17 protein-coding genes are annotated in these 15953 nt (G+C 48.1%); 8 read left to right on the top strand and 9 right to left on the bottom strand.

Going from position 1 to position 15953, the window contains the following annotated elements; all coding sequences use genetic code 11:
* Positions 1 to 71: 71 nt before the first annotated feature.
* The 5 genes from DFR77_RS04915 to DFR77_RS04890 all read left to right on the top strand — a co-directional run bounded on the left by DFR77_RS04915 (position 72) and on the right by DFR77_RS04890 (position 3116).
* Complete coding sequence (locus DFR77_RS04915; protein ID WP_025456140.1) at positions 72 to 914, top strand: HvfB family MNIO-type RiPP peptide maturase; 843 nt, start codon at positions 72 to 74, stop codon at positions 912 to 914.
* Positions 904 to 1650, top strand: coding sequence for an HvfC family RiPP maturation protein (locus DFR77_RS04910; RefSeq protein WP_003705168.1), 747 nt, complete (start codon positions 904 to 906; stop codon positions 1648 to 1650). Before DFR77_RS04915 ends, DFR77_RS04910 begins: the two co-directional genes overlap by 11 nt.
* Positions 1651 to 1671: 21 nt before the next feature.
* On the top strand, positions 1672 to 2259 hold the full coding sequence (locus DFR77_RS04905) for a sigma-70 family RNA polymerase sigma factor (protein WP_003688115.1): 588 nt from the start codon (positions 1672 to 1674) through the stop codon (positions 2257 to 2259).
* A gap of 5 nt (positions 2260 to 2264) precedes the next feature.
* On the top strand, positions 2265 to 2444 hold the full coding sequence (locus DFR77_RS04900; RefSeq protein WP_003692066.1) for a zf-HC2 domain-containing protein: 180 nt from the start codon (positions 2265 to 2267) through the stop codon (positions 2442 to 2444).
* 231 nt (positions 2445 to 2675) lie between these two features.
* Positions 2676 to 3116, top strand: coding sequence for a surface-adhesin E family protein (locus DFR77_RS04890; protein WP_003688111.1), 441 nt, complete (start codon positions 2676 to 2678; stop codon positions 3114 to 3116).
* A gap of 151 nt (positions 3117 to 3267) precedes the next feature.
* Here DFR77_RS04890 and DFR77_RS04885 read toward each other — a convergent pair whose 3' ends face one another.
* The 3 genes from DFR77_RS04885 to purD are packed head-to-tail and all read right to left on the bottom strand — an operon-like array spanning position 3268 to position 5705.
* Positions 3268 to 3783, bottom strand: a complete 516-nt coding sequence (locus DFR77_RS04885) for a hypothetical protein (protein WP_003688109.1) — start codon at positions 3781 to 3783, stop codon at positions 3268 to 3270.
* A 14-nt stretch (positions 3784 to 3797) separates the two neighbouring features.
* On the bottom strand, positions 3798 to 4400 hold the full coding sequence (locus DFR77_RS04880; protein ID WP_003688107.1) for an L-threonylcarbamoyladenylate synthase: 603 nt from the start codon (positions 4398 to 4400) through the stop codon (positions 3798 to 3800).
* A 33-nt stretch (positions 4401 to 4433) separates the two neighbouring features.
* Positions 4434 to 5705 (bottom strand): phosphoribosylamine--glycine ligase, encoded by a 1272-nt coding sequence (purD, locus tag DFR77_RS04875; protein ID WP_003688105.1) that lies wholly within the window; start codon positions 5703 to 5705, stop codon positions 4434 to 4436.
* A gap of 169 nt (positions 5706 to 5874) precedes the next feature.
* Between purD and DFR77_RS04870 the strand changes: the two genes are divergently transcribed.
* Positions 5875 to 6180, top strand: coding sequence for a DUF4298 domain-containing protein (locus tag DFR77_RS04870; RefSeq protein WP_029670075.1), 306 nt, complete (start codon positions 5875 to 5877; stop codon positions 6178 to 6180).
* 51 nt (positions 6181 to 6231) lie between these two features.
* Here the strand turns inward: DFR77_RS04870 and DFR77_RS04865 are convergent, their stop codons facing one another.
* From DFR77_RS04865 to DFR77_RS04845, 5 genes are all read right to left on the bottom strand, one after another.
* Positions 6232 to 6843 carry an IMPACT family protein gene (locus DFR77_RS04865; RefSeq protein WP_113852052.1) on the bottom strand — a complete coding sequence of 204 codons (612 nt, stop codon included), beginning with the start codon at positions 6841 to 6843 and terminating at the stop codon, positions 6232 to 6234.
* Positions 6844 to 6905: 62 nt separating this feature from the next.
* Complete coding sequence (locus DFR77_RS04860) at positions 6906 to 7841, bottom strand: electron transfer flavoprotein subunit alpha/FixB family protein (RefSeq protein WP_003688098.1); 936 nt, start codon at positions 7839 to 7841, stop codon at positions 6906 to 6908.
* A gap of 10 nt (positions 7842 to 7851) precedes the next feature.
* Positions 7852 to 8601, bottom strand: coding sequence for an electron transfer flavoprotein subunit beta/FixA family protein (locus DFR77_RS04855; RefSeq protein WP_003688096.1), 750 nt, complete (start codon positions 8599 to 8601; stop codon positions 7852 to 7854).
* A gap of 225 nt (positions 8602 to 8826) precedes the next feature.
* Complete coding sequence (waaC, locus tag DFR77_RS04850) at positions 8827 to 9795, bottom strand: lipopolysaccharide heptosyltransferase I (protein ID WP_003688094.1); 969 nt, start codon at positions 9793 to 9795, stop codon at positions 8827 to 8829.
* A 36-nt stretch (positions 9796 to 9831) separates the two neighbouring features.
* Positions 9832 to 10467, bottom strand: coding sequence for a nicotinamidase (locus DFR77_RS04845; protein ID WP_003694486.1), 636 nt, complete (start codon positions 10465 to 10467; stop codon positions 9832 to 9834).
* A 459-nt stretch (positions 10468 to 10926) separates the two neighbouring features.
* On the opposite strand from DFR77_RS04845, the gene tsaA reads away from it, so the two are divergent.
* Complete coding sequence (gene tsaA, locus DFR77_RS04840) at positions 10927 to 11607, top strand: tRNA (N6-threonylcarbamoyladenosine(37)-N6)-methyltransferase TrmO (protein ID WP_003688090.1); 681 nt, start codon at positions 10927 to 10929, stop codon at positions 11605 to 11607.
* 151 nt (positions 11608 to 11758) lie between these two features.
* On the opposite strand, the gene gap is transcribed toward tsaA, so the two are convergent.
* Positions 11759 to 12763, bottom strand: coding sequence for a type I glyceraldehyde-3-phosphate dehydrogenase (gap, locus tag DFR77_RS04835; RefSeq protein ID WP_003688087.1), 1005 nt, complete (start codon positions 12761 to 12763; stop codon positions 11759 to 11761).
* A gap of 430 nt (positions 12764 to 13193) precedes the next feature.
* Here gap and mutS point away from each other — a divergent pair, with 430 nt between their 5' ends.
* A complete protein-coding gene (gene mutS / locus DFR77_RS04830; RefSeq protein ID WP_003688085.1) occupies positions 13194 to 15788 on the top strand; it encodes a DNA mismatch repair protein MutS in 2595 nt (864 codons plus the stop codon).
* The last annotated feature ends 165 nt before the right edge of the window (positions 15789 to 15953 follow it).

The raw sequence follows: 15953 nt of genomic DNA, 5'->3' as shown, positions 1-15953 counted from the left end.
TTTTAACGGCAAACAAAGATTTTTTTTAACAAGCACATCATTCTTTTGTGCCATCCGAACCGGGTAAAAATATGATTCAACACGCAGGCTTGGGCTACCGCCGCGATTTAGCGGAAGACTTTCTCTCGCTTTCCGAAAACAGCCCGATATGCTTTATCGAAGCCGCACCGGAAAACTGGCTGAAAATGGGCGGCAGGGCGCGCAAACAGTTTGACCGTGTGGCGGAACGGCTGCCGCTGGCGTTGCACGGATTATCTATGTCGCTGGGCGGACAAGCCCCGCTGGATACCGATTTGATAGACGGCATCAAAGAAATGATGTGCCGTTATGACTGCACGTTTTTCTCCGATCATTTGAGCTACTGCCACGACGGCGGTCATCTTTACGATTTATTGCCGCTGCCTTTCACTGAAGAAATGGTGCATCATACGGCGCGGCGTATCCGCGAAGTACAAGACCGTTTGGGCTGCCGCATCGCCGTGGAAAACACGTCCTACTACCTGCATTCTCCGCTTGCCGAGATGAACGAGGTCGAGTTCCTCAACGCGGTTGCCCGTGAAGCCGACTGCGGTATTCATTTGGATGTGAACAATATTTACGTCAACGCCGTCAATCACGGCCTGCTGTCGCCTGAGGCCTTTTTAGAGAATGTGGACGCAGGGCGCGTGTGCTACATCCACATCGCCGGACACGATGCCGAAACCCCCGAGCTTTTGATTGATACCCACGGCGCGGCGGTTTTACCGACCGTTTGGGACTTGCTCGAACTCACCTACACCAAGCTTCCCACCATCCCTCCCACCCTGTTGGAACGCGATTTCAATTTCCCACCTTTTGCCGAACTCGAAGCCGAAGTTGCCAAAATTGCCGATTATCAAACGCGTGCCGGAAAGGAATACCGCCGTGCAGCCTGAAACCTCCGCCCAATACCAGCACCGTTTCTCCCAAGCCATACGCGGGGGCGAAGCCGCAGACGGTCTGCCGCAAGACCGATTGAACGTCTATATCCGCCTGATACGCAACAATATCCACAGCTTTATCGACCGCTGCTATACCGAAACGCGGCAATACTTTGACAGCAAAGAATGGAGCCGTCTGAAAGAAGGTTTCGTCCGCGACGCGCGTGCCCAAACGCCCTATTTTCAAGAAATCCCCGGCGAGTTCCTACAATATTGCCAAAGCCCGCCGCTTTCAGACGGCATTTTGGCGCTGATGGATTTTGAATATACCCAATTGCTGGCAGAAGTTGCACAAATTCCGGATATTCCCGACATTCATTATTCAAATGACAGCAAATACACGCCCTCCCCTGCGGCCTTTATCCGGCAATATCGATACGATGTTACCCATGATTTGCAGGAAGCGGAAACAGCCTTGTTAATATGGCGAAACGCCGAAGATGATGTGATGTACCAAACATTGGACGGCTTCGATATGATGCTGCTGGAGATAATGGGTTCCTCCGCGCTTTCGTTTGACACCCTCGCCCAAACCCTTGTCGAATTTATGCCTAAAGCCGATAATTGGAAAAATATTTTGCTTGGGAAATGGTCAGGCTGGATTGAACAAAGGATTATCATCCCCTCCTTGTCCGCCATATCCGAAAATATGGAAGGCAATTCCCCGAGCCAAAACCATCTATCCGCATAAAATTACCTTGTTCCCGATACTATGCCGCTACCCGACCTGACCGATGCCGAATTAATGGAGTCGCGCAAACTGCTTCTGCATTTTGCGCGGCTCCAGTTGCCCGACCACCCTGATTTGGCTGAAGATTTAGTGCAGGAAACATTGCTGTCCGCATACAGCGCAGGCGACAGTTTTCAAGGCAGGGCACTTGTCAACAGCTGGCTTTTTGCCATATTGAAAAACAAAATTATTGACGCATTACGTCAAATCGGGAGGCAGAGGAAAGTCTTTACCGCACTGGATGACGAGCTGCTGGATGAAGCATTTGAAAGCCATTTTTCCCAAAACGGGCATTGGACGCCGGAAGGGCAGCCGCAACATTGGAACACTCCGGAAAAATCATTAAATAACAACGAATTCCAAAAAATTCTGCAAAGCTGCCTATACAACCTGCCTGAAAACACCGCACGGGTATTCACCCTGAAGGAAATACTCGGTTTTTCATCCAACGAAATACAACAAATGTGCGGTATCAGCACGTCCAACTACCACACCATTATGCACCGCGCCCGAGAATCATTGCGCCAATGCCTGCAAATCAAATGGTTCAACCAAGAAAACCCGAAGTAAACGTTATGAAAAAATGCCGCGATATTGCCCTGCTTCTTTCCAAACATCAGGACCGGGAAACCACCCCGGGCGAGAAGATTTCCATATATATGCACCTGCTGTTCTGCCCGCATTGCCGGGAATATAAAAGACAGCTTCAAACCATCAAAATATCACTGGCAAAAACAACCAGAACTTCAAAATAAATGCCGTCTGAAAGGGCTTCAGACGGCATAAGCTGACGGAAACAAATCAAACCGATTTACTGTTATCGGCAGTTCATCCATAATACACTCTTCAAAAGCAGCATATTCCTCCATACGGAATATATAAATACGTAAAACACGAAGGCTGCATCAATTTCCCATATTTGCCTCATTTCACAGACGGCATTACCCCTCCCGCCCAACCCGTTCTTTCTGAATGAGCGGATTTCAATGATTAAGGAAACCCTAATGCGCCCAATCTTCCTATCTTTCGTTTTACTCCCTATTTTGATAACCGCCTGCAGCACACCGGACAAGTCTGCCCGATGGGAAAATATCGGCACAATCTCAAACGGCAATATTCATACATATATTAATAAAGACAGTGTGAGAAAAAACGGAAATCTGATGATTTTCCAAGATAAAAAAGTTGTTACCAATCTGAAACAAGAACGTTTTGCCAACACCCCCGCATACAAGACTGCCATTGCCGAGTGGGAAATCCACTGCAACAACAAAACATACCGCTTAAGTTCGCTACAGTTATTTGATACAAAAAACACGGAAATTTCCACACAAAACTACACAGCCTCTTCCCTCCGCCCGATGAGCATCCTGTCCGGGACATTAACTGAAAAACAATATGAAACCGTATGCGGGAAAAAACTCTGATTTCAACTTATACACAAATTTATCCATAAGCCTTATTATAAAAATGCCGTCTGGAATACTGAAATATCAGCATTTCAGACGACATTTTGCCATTCCCTGAAATTATCCACATTATTTTTTTAAACCGGCTTCCATCCGAAATATAAACCCGCTATACAATCTCACTATTCAAACGTAAATTGTTCCATTGATACACAAAACTGCTTGCCCTCATAATTTTGATAAAGCATTTTTTACATTCCCGGCTCCGTCCCGTAACCAACACAGCCTCTAAAAAATAATCGCTTGTTTTGACACCGATACATTCATACAGATACAGAAATTCAAGAAAATAGCCTTGTGCATTGATCATTTCAAGCAATTCAGAAAAATCAAGAAATTTTCTGACTGTAAACAAACGTTTCCCTAAAAAGACGATGTCTTCAAAAATATCGACCAAATAGTCGTCTTCGGCGTTTCTATTTTCATGGGTTAAAACAACACGGGAAAAATCTGTTTTCAGATGCTTGCCCGCTTGATTGTTCGGATTATTGTCCAGAACGACAAAACCGTCCTCAAAATCAAAGCAGACGTTGCGTCCTTCTACCTTTATCGCCGTGCGATAACAATCATGTAGAGAAATACCATCCAAAAAATTTTTTCTTTGTGTATGCAAAAAAGTTTTCACTCAAGCATCCATATCTAACGCAAACGTTTACCTGTTTCCCCATCGATAATCTGACTCGGCGATTTCTGCCTGCCGATTCTCCCACCGACAATCCACACATCGCGTCCGAACTGCCTTCTGACTTCCCTCTCCGTCCGACACGCGCGTTTACCCGCCCGATTACATGAAGTGGAAACCAAAGGCATACCCAATGCCTGACACAAACGCCTTGCACCTGTATGATCGGGCACTCTGACCGCAAGCTTGCTGCGCCTCTTCCCGCGCAACGCAGGTAATACGCCAGATTTAGCCAACAATAGGAAAGTCTTAGGAGCAGGCCATTCGTTTCTAAGCATGGTTTGAATGTTTTCAAACGGCATTTGAAGTAAAGGCTGCAATTGTTCAAGTTGATTCCCGATGACAATCATACCCTTGTGTTGCGGCCTTTTTTTCAAATGCGCCAACTTACCGAGTGCTTTGGCTAATGTCGGAAGACACCCCAAGCCATAACAAGATTCGGTCGGATAAGCAACCAAACCGCCTTTTTTCAAATAAACGCTTAACTTACGTTGCGCTGATGCTGCGATAATTCTCGAAAATAACATAATATAAAATGCCGTCTGAAGCGCATCAGTCATACTTGGCTTCAGACGGCATCATCCTCTTTCTAATTAACGGTTAATCGCTTTATCGGCAATGTCTTTACGGTATTGCATCCCGTCGAAGCTGATTTTTTCCAACGCGCCATACGCCTTGGCTTTCGCTTGCGCCACATCGTCGCCCAATCCTACAACACACAATATGCGCCCGCCGTTGGTCAACACGTCGCCTTTCTCGTTTACCGTTGTGCCGGCATGGAATACTTTGCCGATTCGGTTGACGTCATCCAAACCGGAAATAACATCGCCTTTCTTGGGTGTTTCGGGGTAATTTTGCGCCGCCAGTACCACACCCACGGCAGTTTGCGGATTCCATTCCGCTTTGACGCTGTCCAGTCTGCCGTCTATTGCCGCTTCAACCAAATCCGCCAAATCGCTGTTTAGACGGCTCATAATCGGCTGGGTTTCGGGATCGCCGAAACGGCAGTTAAACTCAATCGTATAGGGTGCACCGCTTTGATCGATCATCAAACCTGCGTACAAAAAGCCGGTGAACTCGTGCCCCTCCGCTTTCATACCCGCTACGGTCGGCAAAATAATCTCGTTCATCGCACGCTCGTACACAGCAGGCGTTACCACAGGCGCGGGACTGTACGCACCCATACCGCCCGTATTCGGGCCTTTATCTCCGTCTAAAAGACGTTTGTGGTCTCGACTGGTCGCCATAGGTAATACATGATTGCCATCAACCATAACGATAAAGCTCGCTTCTTCGCCTTGCAGAAAATCTTCAATCACAACGCGTTCGCCGGCATTGCCCATTTTATTGCCCAACAACATATCGTCAATCGCAGCATGCGCTTCATCCAAAGTCATTGCCACAATCACGCCTTTACCTGCCACCAAACCATCGGCTTTGATAACGATAGGCGCACCTTTCTGATTGACGTAATCATGTGCGGCATCGGCATTTTCAAAGGTTTGGTATTGCGCGGTCGGAATATTGTATTTCACCATAAATGCTTTGGCGAAATCTTTAGAACTTTCCAACTGCGCCGCATATTGTGTCGGACCAAATATTTTCAGCCCTGCGGCACGAAAATCATCCACAATACCTGCCGCCAAAGGCGCTTCAGGGCCGACGACGGTAAAAACAATATTTTCTTTACGGCAGAATTCAATCAAATCCTGATACGCGGTCAAGGCAATGTTTTGGAGCTTGGATTCAATCGCCGTACCGGCATTACCGGGCGCAACAAATACTGTTTCCACTTTGGGCGATTGCGCCAACTTCCAAGCCAGCGCGTGTTCGCGACCGCCATTACCGATAACCAGCAGTTTCATGCCATCTCCTTGACAAATATGTACTTTTAACGAAAACTCGATACAAAGGAACTTTTGTCCCATCTGAAGAAATTTTAGTAGAATCAAACAAAAGACCACTTCATTCCACTCTGCAACCTATTCAACTTATTCACAAATTAAAAAATAACAAGCAAACACGCAAAAACGTATTGATGAAATCCAAAGCAAATACCGCGAATGGTGTCATTTACTACTGCAACTGGAAGAAAACATCCGCCGTTGGAAATATGCCGTCGCTTTAATTCGCGATATGGACAATTTCTATACCCACGAGTATCAGGTGCGCCATCAGACTATTAAAGACGGGGTAGAACTGAATTTGCAAACAGAAGGCGAATATAGCATTATGAGTGAAGATGCATTATGGAACGCGCCGGGCGAATTCCATCAATTGGCTTGGCTATATTTATGCTCCAGCGTCGATACCTTAGACAGATATACACAAGAAAATTAATCAGCGAAGAGGTTGCCTGAAATACCATTACAAAGCATTTCATACAACCTTTCATTCAAAAGGCTTTTCCGTATTTACTTCAACCTGCCGTGTATTCTTCCAAGCCGCAACACAGGCCTCATAATTTGCCAACGACAAACTTACCGTCAATCGGCAATCCAACTGCAAATCCTGCTCCAATATATCCGCCTGATATTGTTTGGCAATGCATATTGCTTCATTCAAAAACGGATACTCACATTTCAGCCAAACGGTTTTTTCAATATTCTTTTCAACCACTTCCGCGATCGCCAACGCCTGAGCCGTTACCTCTTTGTATGCGTGAATCAAGCCGGGAACGCCCAATAAAGCACCACCGAAATAGCGGACGACCACGACCAAAACATCAGTGATACCCACCGAATCAATCTGTCCCAAAATTGGCCGCCCAGCACTTCCTGGTGGCTCTCCATCATCGTTGCCGCGAAACTGCATCCCGTTCACACCTAAACGATAGGCATAGCACCAATGCCGCGCTTTATAATGCTCTTCCTTTAACAGATTGAGGTATTTTTTCACATCAGCCAATGTCCGAATCGGATAGGCAAATGCAATAAAACGGCTGCCTTTATCTTTAAACTCAGCCTGCGTCGGGGAAGTAATGGTTTTATAAGTCGTAATCATGCTGAAATGTTTTTAGACGACCTCATTAATAACAAAGTCGCCTGAAAGTTTCACGTGAAACATCAATTTTTCAATAATTCTATTAATTGTGGAACAATTTCAAATAAATCGCCAACCAATCCGTAATCGGCTACATTGAAAATCGGCGCATCGGCATCTTTGTTGATTGCAACAATCACCTTACTGTCCTGCATACCGGCAACGTGTTGAATCGCACCTGAAATACCGATTGCAAAATAGAGCTGCGGCGCAACCACCTTACCGGTTTGTCCGACTTGAGCATCGTTTGGTGCATACTCGGCATCAACCGCCGCACGGGATGCACCGATTGCCGCACCTAAAACATCCGCCAACGGTGTCAGCACTTCACTGAATTTTTCCACACTACCCAACGCACGACCACCGGAAACAATCACTTTTGCCTGAGTCAGTTCGGGACGATCGGAATGGGAAAGTTGACGGTTAACAAAACGACTCAGGTTTTGGGCAGGGGTTGTTTTAACATTAATTACCTCAGCATTACCACCTTGCGCCGCCACTGCGTCAAAAGCCGTCACACGGAAGGTCAGCACCAATTTTTCTGAATCGGCTTGCACGGTTTCAAATGCATTACCTGCATAAATCGGACGTACAAAAGTCGTGTTATCTACAATCTCGGTCAAATCAGAAATTTGCGGTACGTCTAATAAGGCGGCTACGCGGGGCAAAAGGTTTTTACCGAATGTGGTTGCCGTTGCTGCAACATAGCGGTAATCCGCCGCCAATTTGACAACCAGCGGAGCCAACTCTTCAGCCAAACCTTCAGCATAATGAGCAGCATCTGCAACCAAAACTTTTTCCACTCCCGCTACTTGCTTCGCGAATTCCACGACGGACGATGCGCCGTTTCCGACAACCAATAAATCGACCTTGCCCAGTTTGGCGGCAGCGGCAACAGCATGCAAAGTGGCAGGATTCAACTGTTTGTTGTCGTGTTCGGCAATAATCAATACGCTCATTTCAGCCTCCTCAAATCACTTTGGCTTCGTTTTTCAATTTTTCAACCAATTCGGCAACGCTTGCTACTTTTACGCCTGCCTGACGCGCCTTAGGTTCGGCAAATTTCACCGTTTTCAGACGAGGCGAAATATCGGTAGCCAAATCGGCAGAATCCAGTTTTTCCAGAGGTTTTTTCTTTGCCGCCATAATATTGGGGAGTTTGACAAAGCGCGGCTCGTTCAAACGCAAATCTGCGCTGATGACTGCAGGCAGTTTCAACGCAATCGTTTCTTCGCCGCCATCAATTTCGCGCACAATCTGTACTTCATCACCTTCAATTTGTACTTTTGAAACAAATGTACCTTGCGCCGCATTCAACAAAGCTGCCAGCATTTGCGCCACTTGATTGGCATCGTCATCAATCGCTTGTTTGCCCAAAAAGAAAATTTGCGGATTTTCTTTGTCCGCAACAGCTTTCAGCAGTTTGGCAACTGCCAGCGGCTCTAATTTCACATCGGTTTCAATATGAATGGCACGGTCGGCACCCATTGCCAAAGCGGTACGCAAGGTTTCTTCGCATTTCTTTTCACCCAAAGAAACCGCTACAATTTCGCTTACTTTCCCGGCTTCTTTCAAACGGACGGCTTCTTCCACAGCGATTTCATCAAACGGGTTCATCGACATTTTGACATTGCCGATGTCCACATCCGAACCATCGGCTTTCACACGGACTTTGACGTTGTAGTCCACTACGCGCTTTACTGCGACCAGTGCTTTCATTGAATTCTCCTAAAAAGAACGCTGCTTTCACCATCCAGCGAAACCAAACCTTCTTCTTTATAAAATCAAATCCGTTTTCCTTAAAAACGAATTTATTTAGCAATCTTTCGGATAATTTTACCGATTATACCATTTTTAAAGTATTTACTCAGGCTGGCGGATATACATTCCTGTATCTAATAAATTGGAAAATATCATGCCGCCATATCAGTTTTAGACGACCCTTTAGCCTTTATCTGCTGAAACACAATCCATCAGCGTTTGATAAACCAAATCTGCGGTCGGAATCTGCCCGATATTGCCCACATTTTTTGCAATAGCCGAAACTTGAACGCCTGTTTTAATCGGATCGGTATCGGTATAAATGCCGACCACAGGTTTTTCCAAGGCATTTGCCAAATGCAGCAAACCGGTATCTACACCAACTATTCCAACCGCGTGTTTCAACAGATACGCCGCCTGTAATAAATTCATTTTAGCGCACACTATGGTAAACGGCAGCCCGTCTGCAATCTGTTCCGCACGCACTTTTTCAGCCTCGTTTCCCCAAGGCAGATAAACATTGCATTGTTGTTTTTGATTCAGTTTCTGCAGCAACTCCCGCCAATTTTCCATAGGCCATAACTTACTGTCCCGACTGGTCGCGTGCAAAGCCGCATAATACGGCTGCGCTAAATTTTTCAGACGGCTTGCTTCAGGAACGGACAAACCAAATACCTGCGTCTCAGGCATTGCATACCCAAACACCTGGGCAAACAGATCACGGTTGCGCCAAACGGCATTTCTACCTTTCGGTACGACATACTTTTTATCATACGCCAAAGCAGCCACCCCCTCACGCGCACTGTGTTTATCCAAACCATAAATAGGGGATTTTGCCATTTTGGCGAAACACGCGCTTTTAATCAGACCCTGACTGTCCAATACAAAATCAAATGCTTCCTGCAGCAAAGCCTGTTTCAAACGACCCATCTCCCGCCAAGTTTCAGCCTGAAAGAGATGTTTGCGCCATTGCCGCCATTTCATTACATGGACCTTTTTTACAAACGGATGCAACCGTGCAATACCCGCAAACCCGGCTTCACATAGCCAATGCAGTTCTACATCAGAGCATTGTCGCGCCAAATCTTCGATTGCGGGCAAAGTGTGAATTAAATCACCCATACTGGACAAACGGACAAGTAAAATTTTCATATGTAGACAGGGTGTTTCACGTGAAACAATTATAAGTTATTGATTATTAATATATTTTTTAATTTTTTCGGCGTTTTTCAAAATTATCGCACCCGAAGAACGCATTTCCTGCCACGCTGCTTCAATGGTATCGGGCGCAATACCCCGACAAGCCGCTTCATTCACGATAACCTGCCAACGACCGCCTTTAAGTAACTGCAAAACCGTTGTTTTAACACAATAATCCGTAGCCAAGCCACCGACAATGACCATATTCGTATTTTGACAACGCAGCCACTCAATCAATCCAGTGCTCAGTTTTTCCTCAATATCGTGAAAACACGCGCCGTAAGGATGCAATTCGGGATCGACACCTTTCCAAACGCAATAATCGTATTCCTTGGCGGAAGGCAGACCGTCCAACAATTCATAGCCGCACGTACCGACCATCGCATGAGCCACCCAAGTCAAATCCGCATCGGACAAACCTGTCGGCTTCAACATATCAACAGGGTTATCCACAAGCCATTTCGCCGCCATATGATGCGCATCTTTCGTCATCACACGCAAATCCGCCAAAGCGGCTTGGGCATTTAACTCCTCGACAATCAAATGCCCCTCGTTCACGGGCAGTTCGTCAGGACACAGTGGCGTAAACGTTTTTTGTGCATCAACATCAATGGAAACAATCATCTCATTACTTCTTCACTTAAGATCGTCATTCTCTATTTTACGAATAACAAAACTCTTACCTTCTTTATTTAAGGAGCACAATCCATCTAGGTGGATATGATATGTCATATCCACCCCCTCCATTTTAGCTATACCTAAGGTACTCCTTGCTAGAAGCTGTAATCCGATTTTATTACCCAAAATTTCAGATCTCACCTCCTGTAAGTGAGATCCAAAAGGAAAGATAACAACCTGACTTGGGTGTAATATACGGGATTCCCTCTTCGTTATAACGAACCGTTATGCTTCTTTTTTATCAATACTCCAATGCCTTTTTAAGAGCGTCTTGGACACGAGGATTCTGTGCTACTTTATTTCAACGCGATTTAAATGCCCTGTATTATAACAAATTACTACCCGAAAGCGGTAAAACCGGCTGTGATAAGATAAGGTTTTTCCAAAAAACTTATCCACAATCTTATGACTTATACCATTACCCCCATCGGCACCGCCCGCTCGCCCTACAAACAGAAATTCGGCATCGCCCGCCAGCCCGGTTTGGTCTCCGCCGCAGAAGCCTGCATCGAGCTGAATCCCGAATTTACCGCAGACAGCGTGCGCGGGTTGGAAGATTTCGATTATGTGTGGATAAGTTTTATCTTCCACGGCGTATTGGATGAAGGTTGGGCGCAAATGGTGCGCCCGCCACGGCTCGGCGGCAAACAAAAAATGGGCGTGTTCGCCACGCGCAGCCCCCACCGCCCCAACCATCTCGGACTCTCTCTCCTTAAACTCGAACGCATCGAAACCGGCAAACCCGTCCGCCTCTATTGCAGCGGCTCAGACCTGCTGGACGGCACGCCGATTGTGGACATCAAGCCTTATATCCCCTTTATCGAATCCAAACCCGATGCCGCATCCGGTTTCGTCAGCGGCAAACCCGTAGAGTTGGAAGTCGTTTGGCAGGAAAACATCGGCGCGGAAAATTTATCTGCAAACACCAAAAACCTTATCAGCCAAAGCATTGCCCAAGATCCGCGCCCCGCCTATCAGAATATTCCCGAACGGATTTATGTGATGAATATTGCGGATTACGAAGTCAGGTTTCAAATCGAGGAAAACCGCGCGACGGTTATTAATCTTTCCCCAACCCCGCTTTAAATCGGGCAAAATCCGGTTTTGCCGCATAGCAGTTGAACAAACGGCTGTTGTTTGTTCGCCATAAGCCGCAATATCAAGTTACAGATAAACAATGCCGTCTGAACGCAATGTGTTCAGACGGCATTTACTTATCCACAGGTTTGTTCAAGCCTTAGATTTTGCCTGCGAAGTATTCCAAAGTACGGACGAGTTGGCAGGTGTAGGACATTTCGTTGTCGTACCAGGCAACGGTTTTCACCAGTTGTTTGCCGCCCACGGTCATCACGCGGGTTTGGGTTGCGTCAAAGAGCGAGCCGTATTCGATGCCGACAACGTCGGAAGAAACGATTTGATCTTCGTTGTAGCCGTAAGATTCGCTGGAGGCGGCTTTCATCGCGGCGTTGATTTCTTCTTTGGTTGCAGGGCGTTCGAGGACGGAAACCAATTCGGTCAGCGAGCCGGTGGCAACAGGGACGCGTTGGGCGGAGCCGTCGAGTTTGCCGTTCAATTCGGGGATAACCAGACCGATGGCTTTGGCGGCGCCGGTGCTGTTGGGCACGATGTTGAGCGCGGCGGCGCGGGCGCGGCGCAAATCGCCTTTGCGGTGCGGCGCGTCAAGGGTGTTTTGGTCGCCGGTGTAGGCGTGGATGGTGGTCATCAGGCCTTCGACTACGCCGAACTCTTTTTGCAGGACTGCCGCCATCGGGGCAAGGCAGTTGGTGGTACAGGAAGCGGCGGAAATGACAGTTTCGCTACCGTCCAAGATGTCTTGGTTTACGCCATATACGACGGTTTTCACATCATTGCCGCCGGGTGCGGAAATCACGACTTTGCGCGCGCCGGCACGGATATGTGCTTCGGCTTTGGTTTTGTTGGTAAAGAAACCGGTACATTCGAGGACGACATCCACACCCAACTCGCCCCAAGGCAATTCTTCGGGATTCGGATTGGCGAAAACTTTGATTTCTCTGCCGTTTACCACGATGGCATCGTCTTTTAATTCGGCAGTACCTTGGAAACGGCCTTGTGTGCTGTCGTATTTGAAAAGGTGCAGCAGCATTTCGGCAGGGGTCAGGTCGTTGACGGCGGCGACTTCGATGCCGTGGGCTTTTTCAATTTGACGCAATGCGAGGCGGCCGATGCGGCCGAAACCGTTAATCGCTACTTTGATGCTCATATTTTGTCTCCCGGTTGTGAAATAAAGTCCGATGCCTGTATTGTATTCTGAAATAAAACTACATTCCACTATTACATAAAATTACTTGCGTTTTGTTTGACGCAGGTGAATTTCGCTATTTCAAAAACGCGCATTCAATATTTGATTTTAAAATTTTAATGATGATTTTGATGATTGCCGACCTGCTTGTGTATAAGTAGCAAATATCCAATATTTTCATTACCTTTTTGTTAAATAAATTTGAGTTTAAGGCTTGCCGTATAAGACAGATAAGCGTGGATGTTTTTTGACTTAATAATATTCTTATGGATAACTTTGCCGTTTTCCTATTTGTCTCCACAACTTTATTGACAAGCTTACGGTCAGTCTCATTCCGTCGAAGACAAAACCTTTTGCTACAATACCGTTTTCCTAATAATAAGGCAGCCCCATGTCCAAATCCGCCGTTTCCCCAATGATGCAGCAATACCTCGGCATAAAAGCGCAACATACCGACAAACTAGTGTTTTACCGTATGGGTGATTTTTACGAGCTGTTTTTGGATGACGCGGTGGAAGCGGCGAAATTGTTGGACATCACCCTGACCACACGCGGGCAGATGGACGGCGTGCCGATTAAAATGGCAGGCGTTCCGTTTCACGCGGCGGAACAGTATCTGGCGCGCCTGGTCAAGTTGGGCAAAAGCGTGGCGATTTGCGAACAGGTCGGCGAAGTCGGCGCGGGCAAAGGGCCGGTGGAGCGCAAAGTCGTGCGCATCGTAACGCCCGGCACGCTAACCGATTCCGCATTACTGGAAGACAAGGAAACCAACCGCATCGTTGCCGTGTCTCCCGACAAAAAATACATCGGTTTAGCGTGGGCATCGCTGCAAAGCGGCGAATTCAAAACCAAGCTGACAACTGCGGATAAATTGAACGACGAACTGGCGCGCCTGCAGGCGGCGGAAATTTTGCTGCCGGACAGTAAAAACGCACCGCAACTTCAGACGGCATCGGGTGTTACACGCCTGAACGCGTGGCAGTTTGCCGCCGACGCGGGGGAAAAACTGCTGACGGAATATTTCGGCTGCCAAGATTTGCGCGGCTTCGGTTTGGACAGCAAAGAACACGCCGTTTCGATTGGCGCGGCAGGTGCGCTGTTGAACTATATCCGCCTGACGCAAAACCTGATGCCGCAACATTTGGACGGCCTGTCGCTCGAAACCGACAGCCAATATATCGGCATGGATGCCGCCACGCGCCGCAATCTCGAAATCACGCAAACCCTCTCCGGCAAAAAAACGCCGACCCTGTTTTCCATACTCGACGGCTGCGCCACCCACATGGGCAGCCGCCTGTTGGCATTGTGGCTGCACCACCCTTTACGCAACCGCGCCCACATCCGAGCGCGCCAAGAAGCCGTAACCGCGCTGGAAAGCCAATACGAACCCCTCCAATGCCATCTGAAGAGCATTGCCGACATCGAACGTATCGCCGCCCGCATCGCCGTCGGCAATGCCCGCCCGCGCGATTTGGCATCTTTACGCGACAGTCTGTTCGAGTTGGCACAAATCGACTTGTCCGCAACCGGCAGCAGCCTGTTGGAAACCCTTAAAGCCGTTTTCCCCGAAACCCTGCCAGTTGCCGAAACCCTCAAAGCCGCCGTGATGCCCGAACCTTCCGTCTGGCTGAAAGACGGCAATGTCATCAACCACGGTTTTCATCCCGAACTGGACGAATTGCGCCGCATTCAAAACCATGGCGACGAATTTTTGCTGGATTTGGAAGCCAAGGAACGCGAACGTACCGGTTTGTCCACACTCAAAGTCGAGTTCAACCGCGTTCACGGCTTTTACATTGAATTGTCCAAAACCCAAGCCGAACAAGCACCTGCCGACTACCAACGCCGGCAAACCCTCAAAAACGCCGAACGCTTCATCACGCCGGAACTGAAAGCCTTTGAAGACAAAGTGCTGACTGCTCAAGACCAAGCCCTCGCCTTAGAAAAACAACTCTTTGACGGCGTATTGAAAAACCTTCGGACGGCATTGCCGCAGCTTCAAAAAGCCGCCAAAGCCGCCGCCGCGCTGGACGTGTTGTCCACATTTTCAGCCTTGGCAAAAGAGCGGAACTTTGTCCGTCCCGAGTTTGCCGACTATCCGGTTGTCCACATCGAAAACGGCCGCCATCCCGTTGTCGAACAGCAGGTACGCCACTTCACAGCCAACCACACCGACCTCGACCACAAACACCGCCTCATGCTGCTCACCGGCCCCAATATGGGCGGCAAATCCACCTATATGCGCCAAGTCGCGCTGATTGTTTTATTGGCACACACCGGCTGTTTCGTGCCTGCCGATGCCGCCACAATCGGGCCTGTCGATCAAATCTTCACCCGCATCGGCGCATCGGACGACCTCGCCTCCAACCGCTCCACCTTCATGGTCGAAATGAGCGAAACCGCCTACATCCTGCATCACGCCACCGAACAAAGCATTGTTTTAATGGACGAAGTCGGACGTGGTACTTCCACTTTCGACGGCCTCGCCCTCGCGCACGCAATCGCCGAACACCTGCTGCAAAAAAACAAATCCTTCAGCCTGTTTGCCACCCACTATTTCGAGCTGACCTACCTGCCCGAAGCCCACGCCGCCGCCGTCAATATGCACCTTTCCGCGCTCGAACAGGGACGGGACATCGTGTTCCTGCACCAAATCCAACCCGGTCCCGCCGGAAAAAGCTACGGCATCGCCGTCGCCAAACTCGCCGGCCTGCCTGTGCGCGCATTGAAAGCCGCCCAAAAGCATTTGAACGGACTGGAAAACCAAGCCGCCGCAAACCGTCCCCAACTGGATATTTTCAGTACCATGCCGTCTGAAAAAGGAGATGAACCGAATGTGGACTGCTTTGTGGATAAAGCAGAGGAAAAACATTTTGAAGGTATATTGGCAGCAGCCCTGGAAAACCTCGATCCCGACAGCCTGACCCCGCGCGAAGCATTGTCAGAACTGTACCGTCTGAAAGATTTGTGCAAATCCGTATCTTAATTTCCGTTGGCGGAGCAGCATCAAACCATATGGAAAAATCTGTGGATAAACTTTATAGCGGATTAACAAAAATCAGGACAAGGCGGCGGGCCGCGGGCAGTACAAATGGTACGGAACCGGTTCGCCCGGTGCTTGGGCGCCTTAGGGAATCGTTCTCTTTGAGCC

Origin of the sequence: Neisseria gonorrhoeae, from assembly GCF_003315235.1 — a bacterium.
GTDB lineage: Bacteria > Pseudomonadota > Gammaproteobacteria > Burkholderiales > Neisseriaceae > Neisseria > Neisseria gonorrhoeae.
This window is presented reverse-complemented; position numbering and strand designations above follow the sequence as displayed.

Bases quoted from the DNA above. Each gene is read 5' to 3' on its own strand.
- DFR77_RS04915 (WP_025456140.1), top strand. From the start codon at position 72: ATGATTCAACACGCAGGCTTGGGCTACCGCCGCGATTTAGCGGAAGAC.
- DFR77_RS04905 (WP_003688115.1), top strand. From the start codon at position 1,672: ATGCCGCTACCCGACCTGACCGATGCCGAATTAATGGAGTCGCGCAAA.
- DFR77_RS04900 (WP_003692066.1), top strand. From the start codon at position 2,265: ATGAAAAAATGCCGCGATATTGCCCTGCTTCTTTCCAAACATCAGGAC.
- DFR77_RS04890 (WP_003688111.1), top strand. From the start codon at position 2,676: ATGATTAAGGAAACCCTAATGCGCCCAATCTTCCTATCTTTCGTTTTA.
- DFR77_RS04880 (WP_003688107.1), bottom strand. From the start codon at position 4,400: ATGACTGATGCGCTTCAGACGGCATTTTATATTATGTTATTTTCGAGA.
- purD (WP_003688105.1), bottom strand. From the start codon at position 5,705: ATGAAACTGCTGGTTATCGGTAATGGCGGTCGCGAACACGCGCTGGCT.
- DFR77_RS04865 (WP_113852052.1), bottom strand. From the start codon at position 6,843: ATGATTACGACTTATAAAACCATTACTTCCCCGACGCAGGCTGAGTTT.
- DFR77_RS04860 (WP_003688098.1), bottom strand. From the start codon at position 7,841: ATGAGCGTATTGATTATTGCCGAACACGACAACAAACAGTTGAATCCT.
- DFR77_RS04855 (WP_003688096.1), bottom strand. From the start codon at position 8,601: ATGAAAGCACTGGTCGCAGTAAAGCGCGTAGTGGACTACAACGTCAAA.
- waaC (WP_003688094.1), bottom strand. From the start codon at position 9,795: ATGAAAATTTTACTTGTCCGTTTGTCCAGTATGGGTGATTTAATTCAC.
- DFR77_RS04845 (WP_003694486.1), bottom strand. From the start codon at position 10,467: ATGATTGTTTCCATTGATGTTGATGCACAAAAAACGTTTACGCCACTG.
- tsaA (WP_003688090.1), top strand. From the start codon at position 10,927: ATGACTTATACCATTACCCCCATCGGCACCGCCCGCTCGCCCTACAAA.
- gap (WP_003688087.1), bottom strand. From the start codon at position 12,763: ATGAGCATCAAAGTAGCGATTAACGGTTTCGGCCGCATCGGCCGCCTC.
- mutS (WP_003688085.1), top strand. From the start codon at position 13,194: ATGTCCAAATCCGCCGTTTCCCCAATGATGCAGCAATACCTCGGCATA.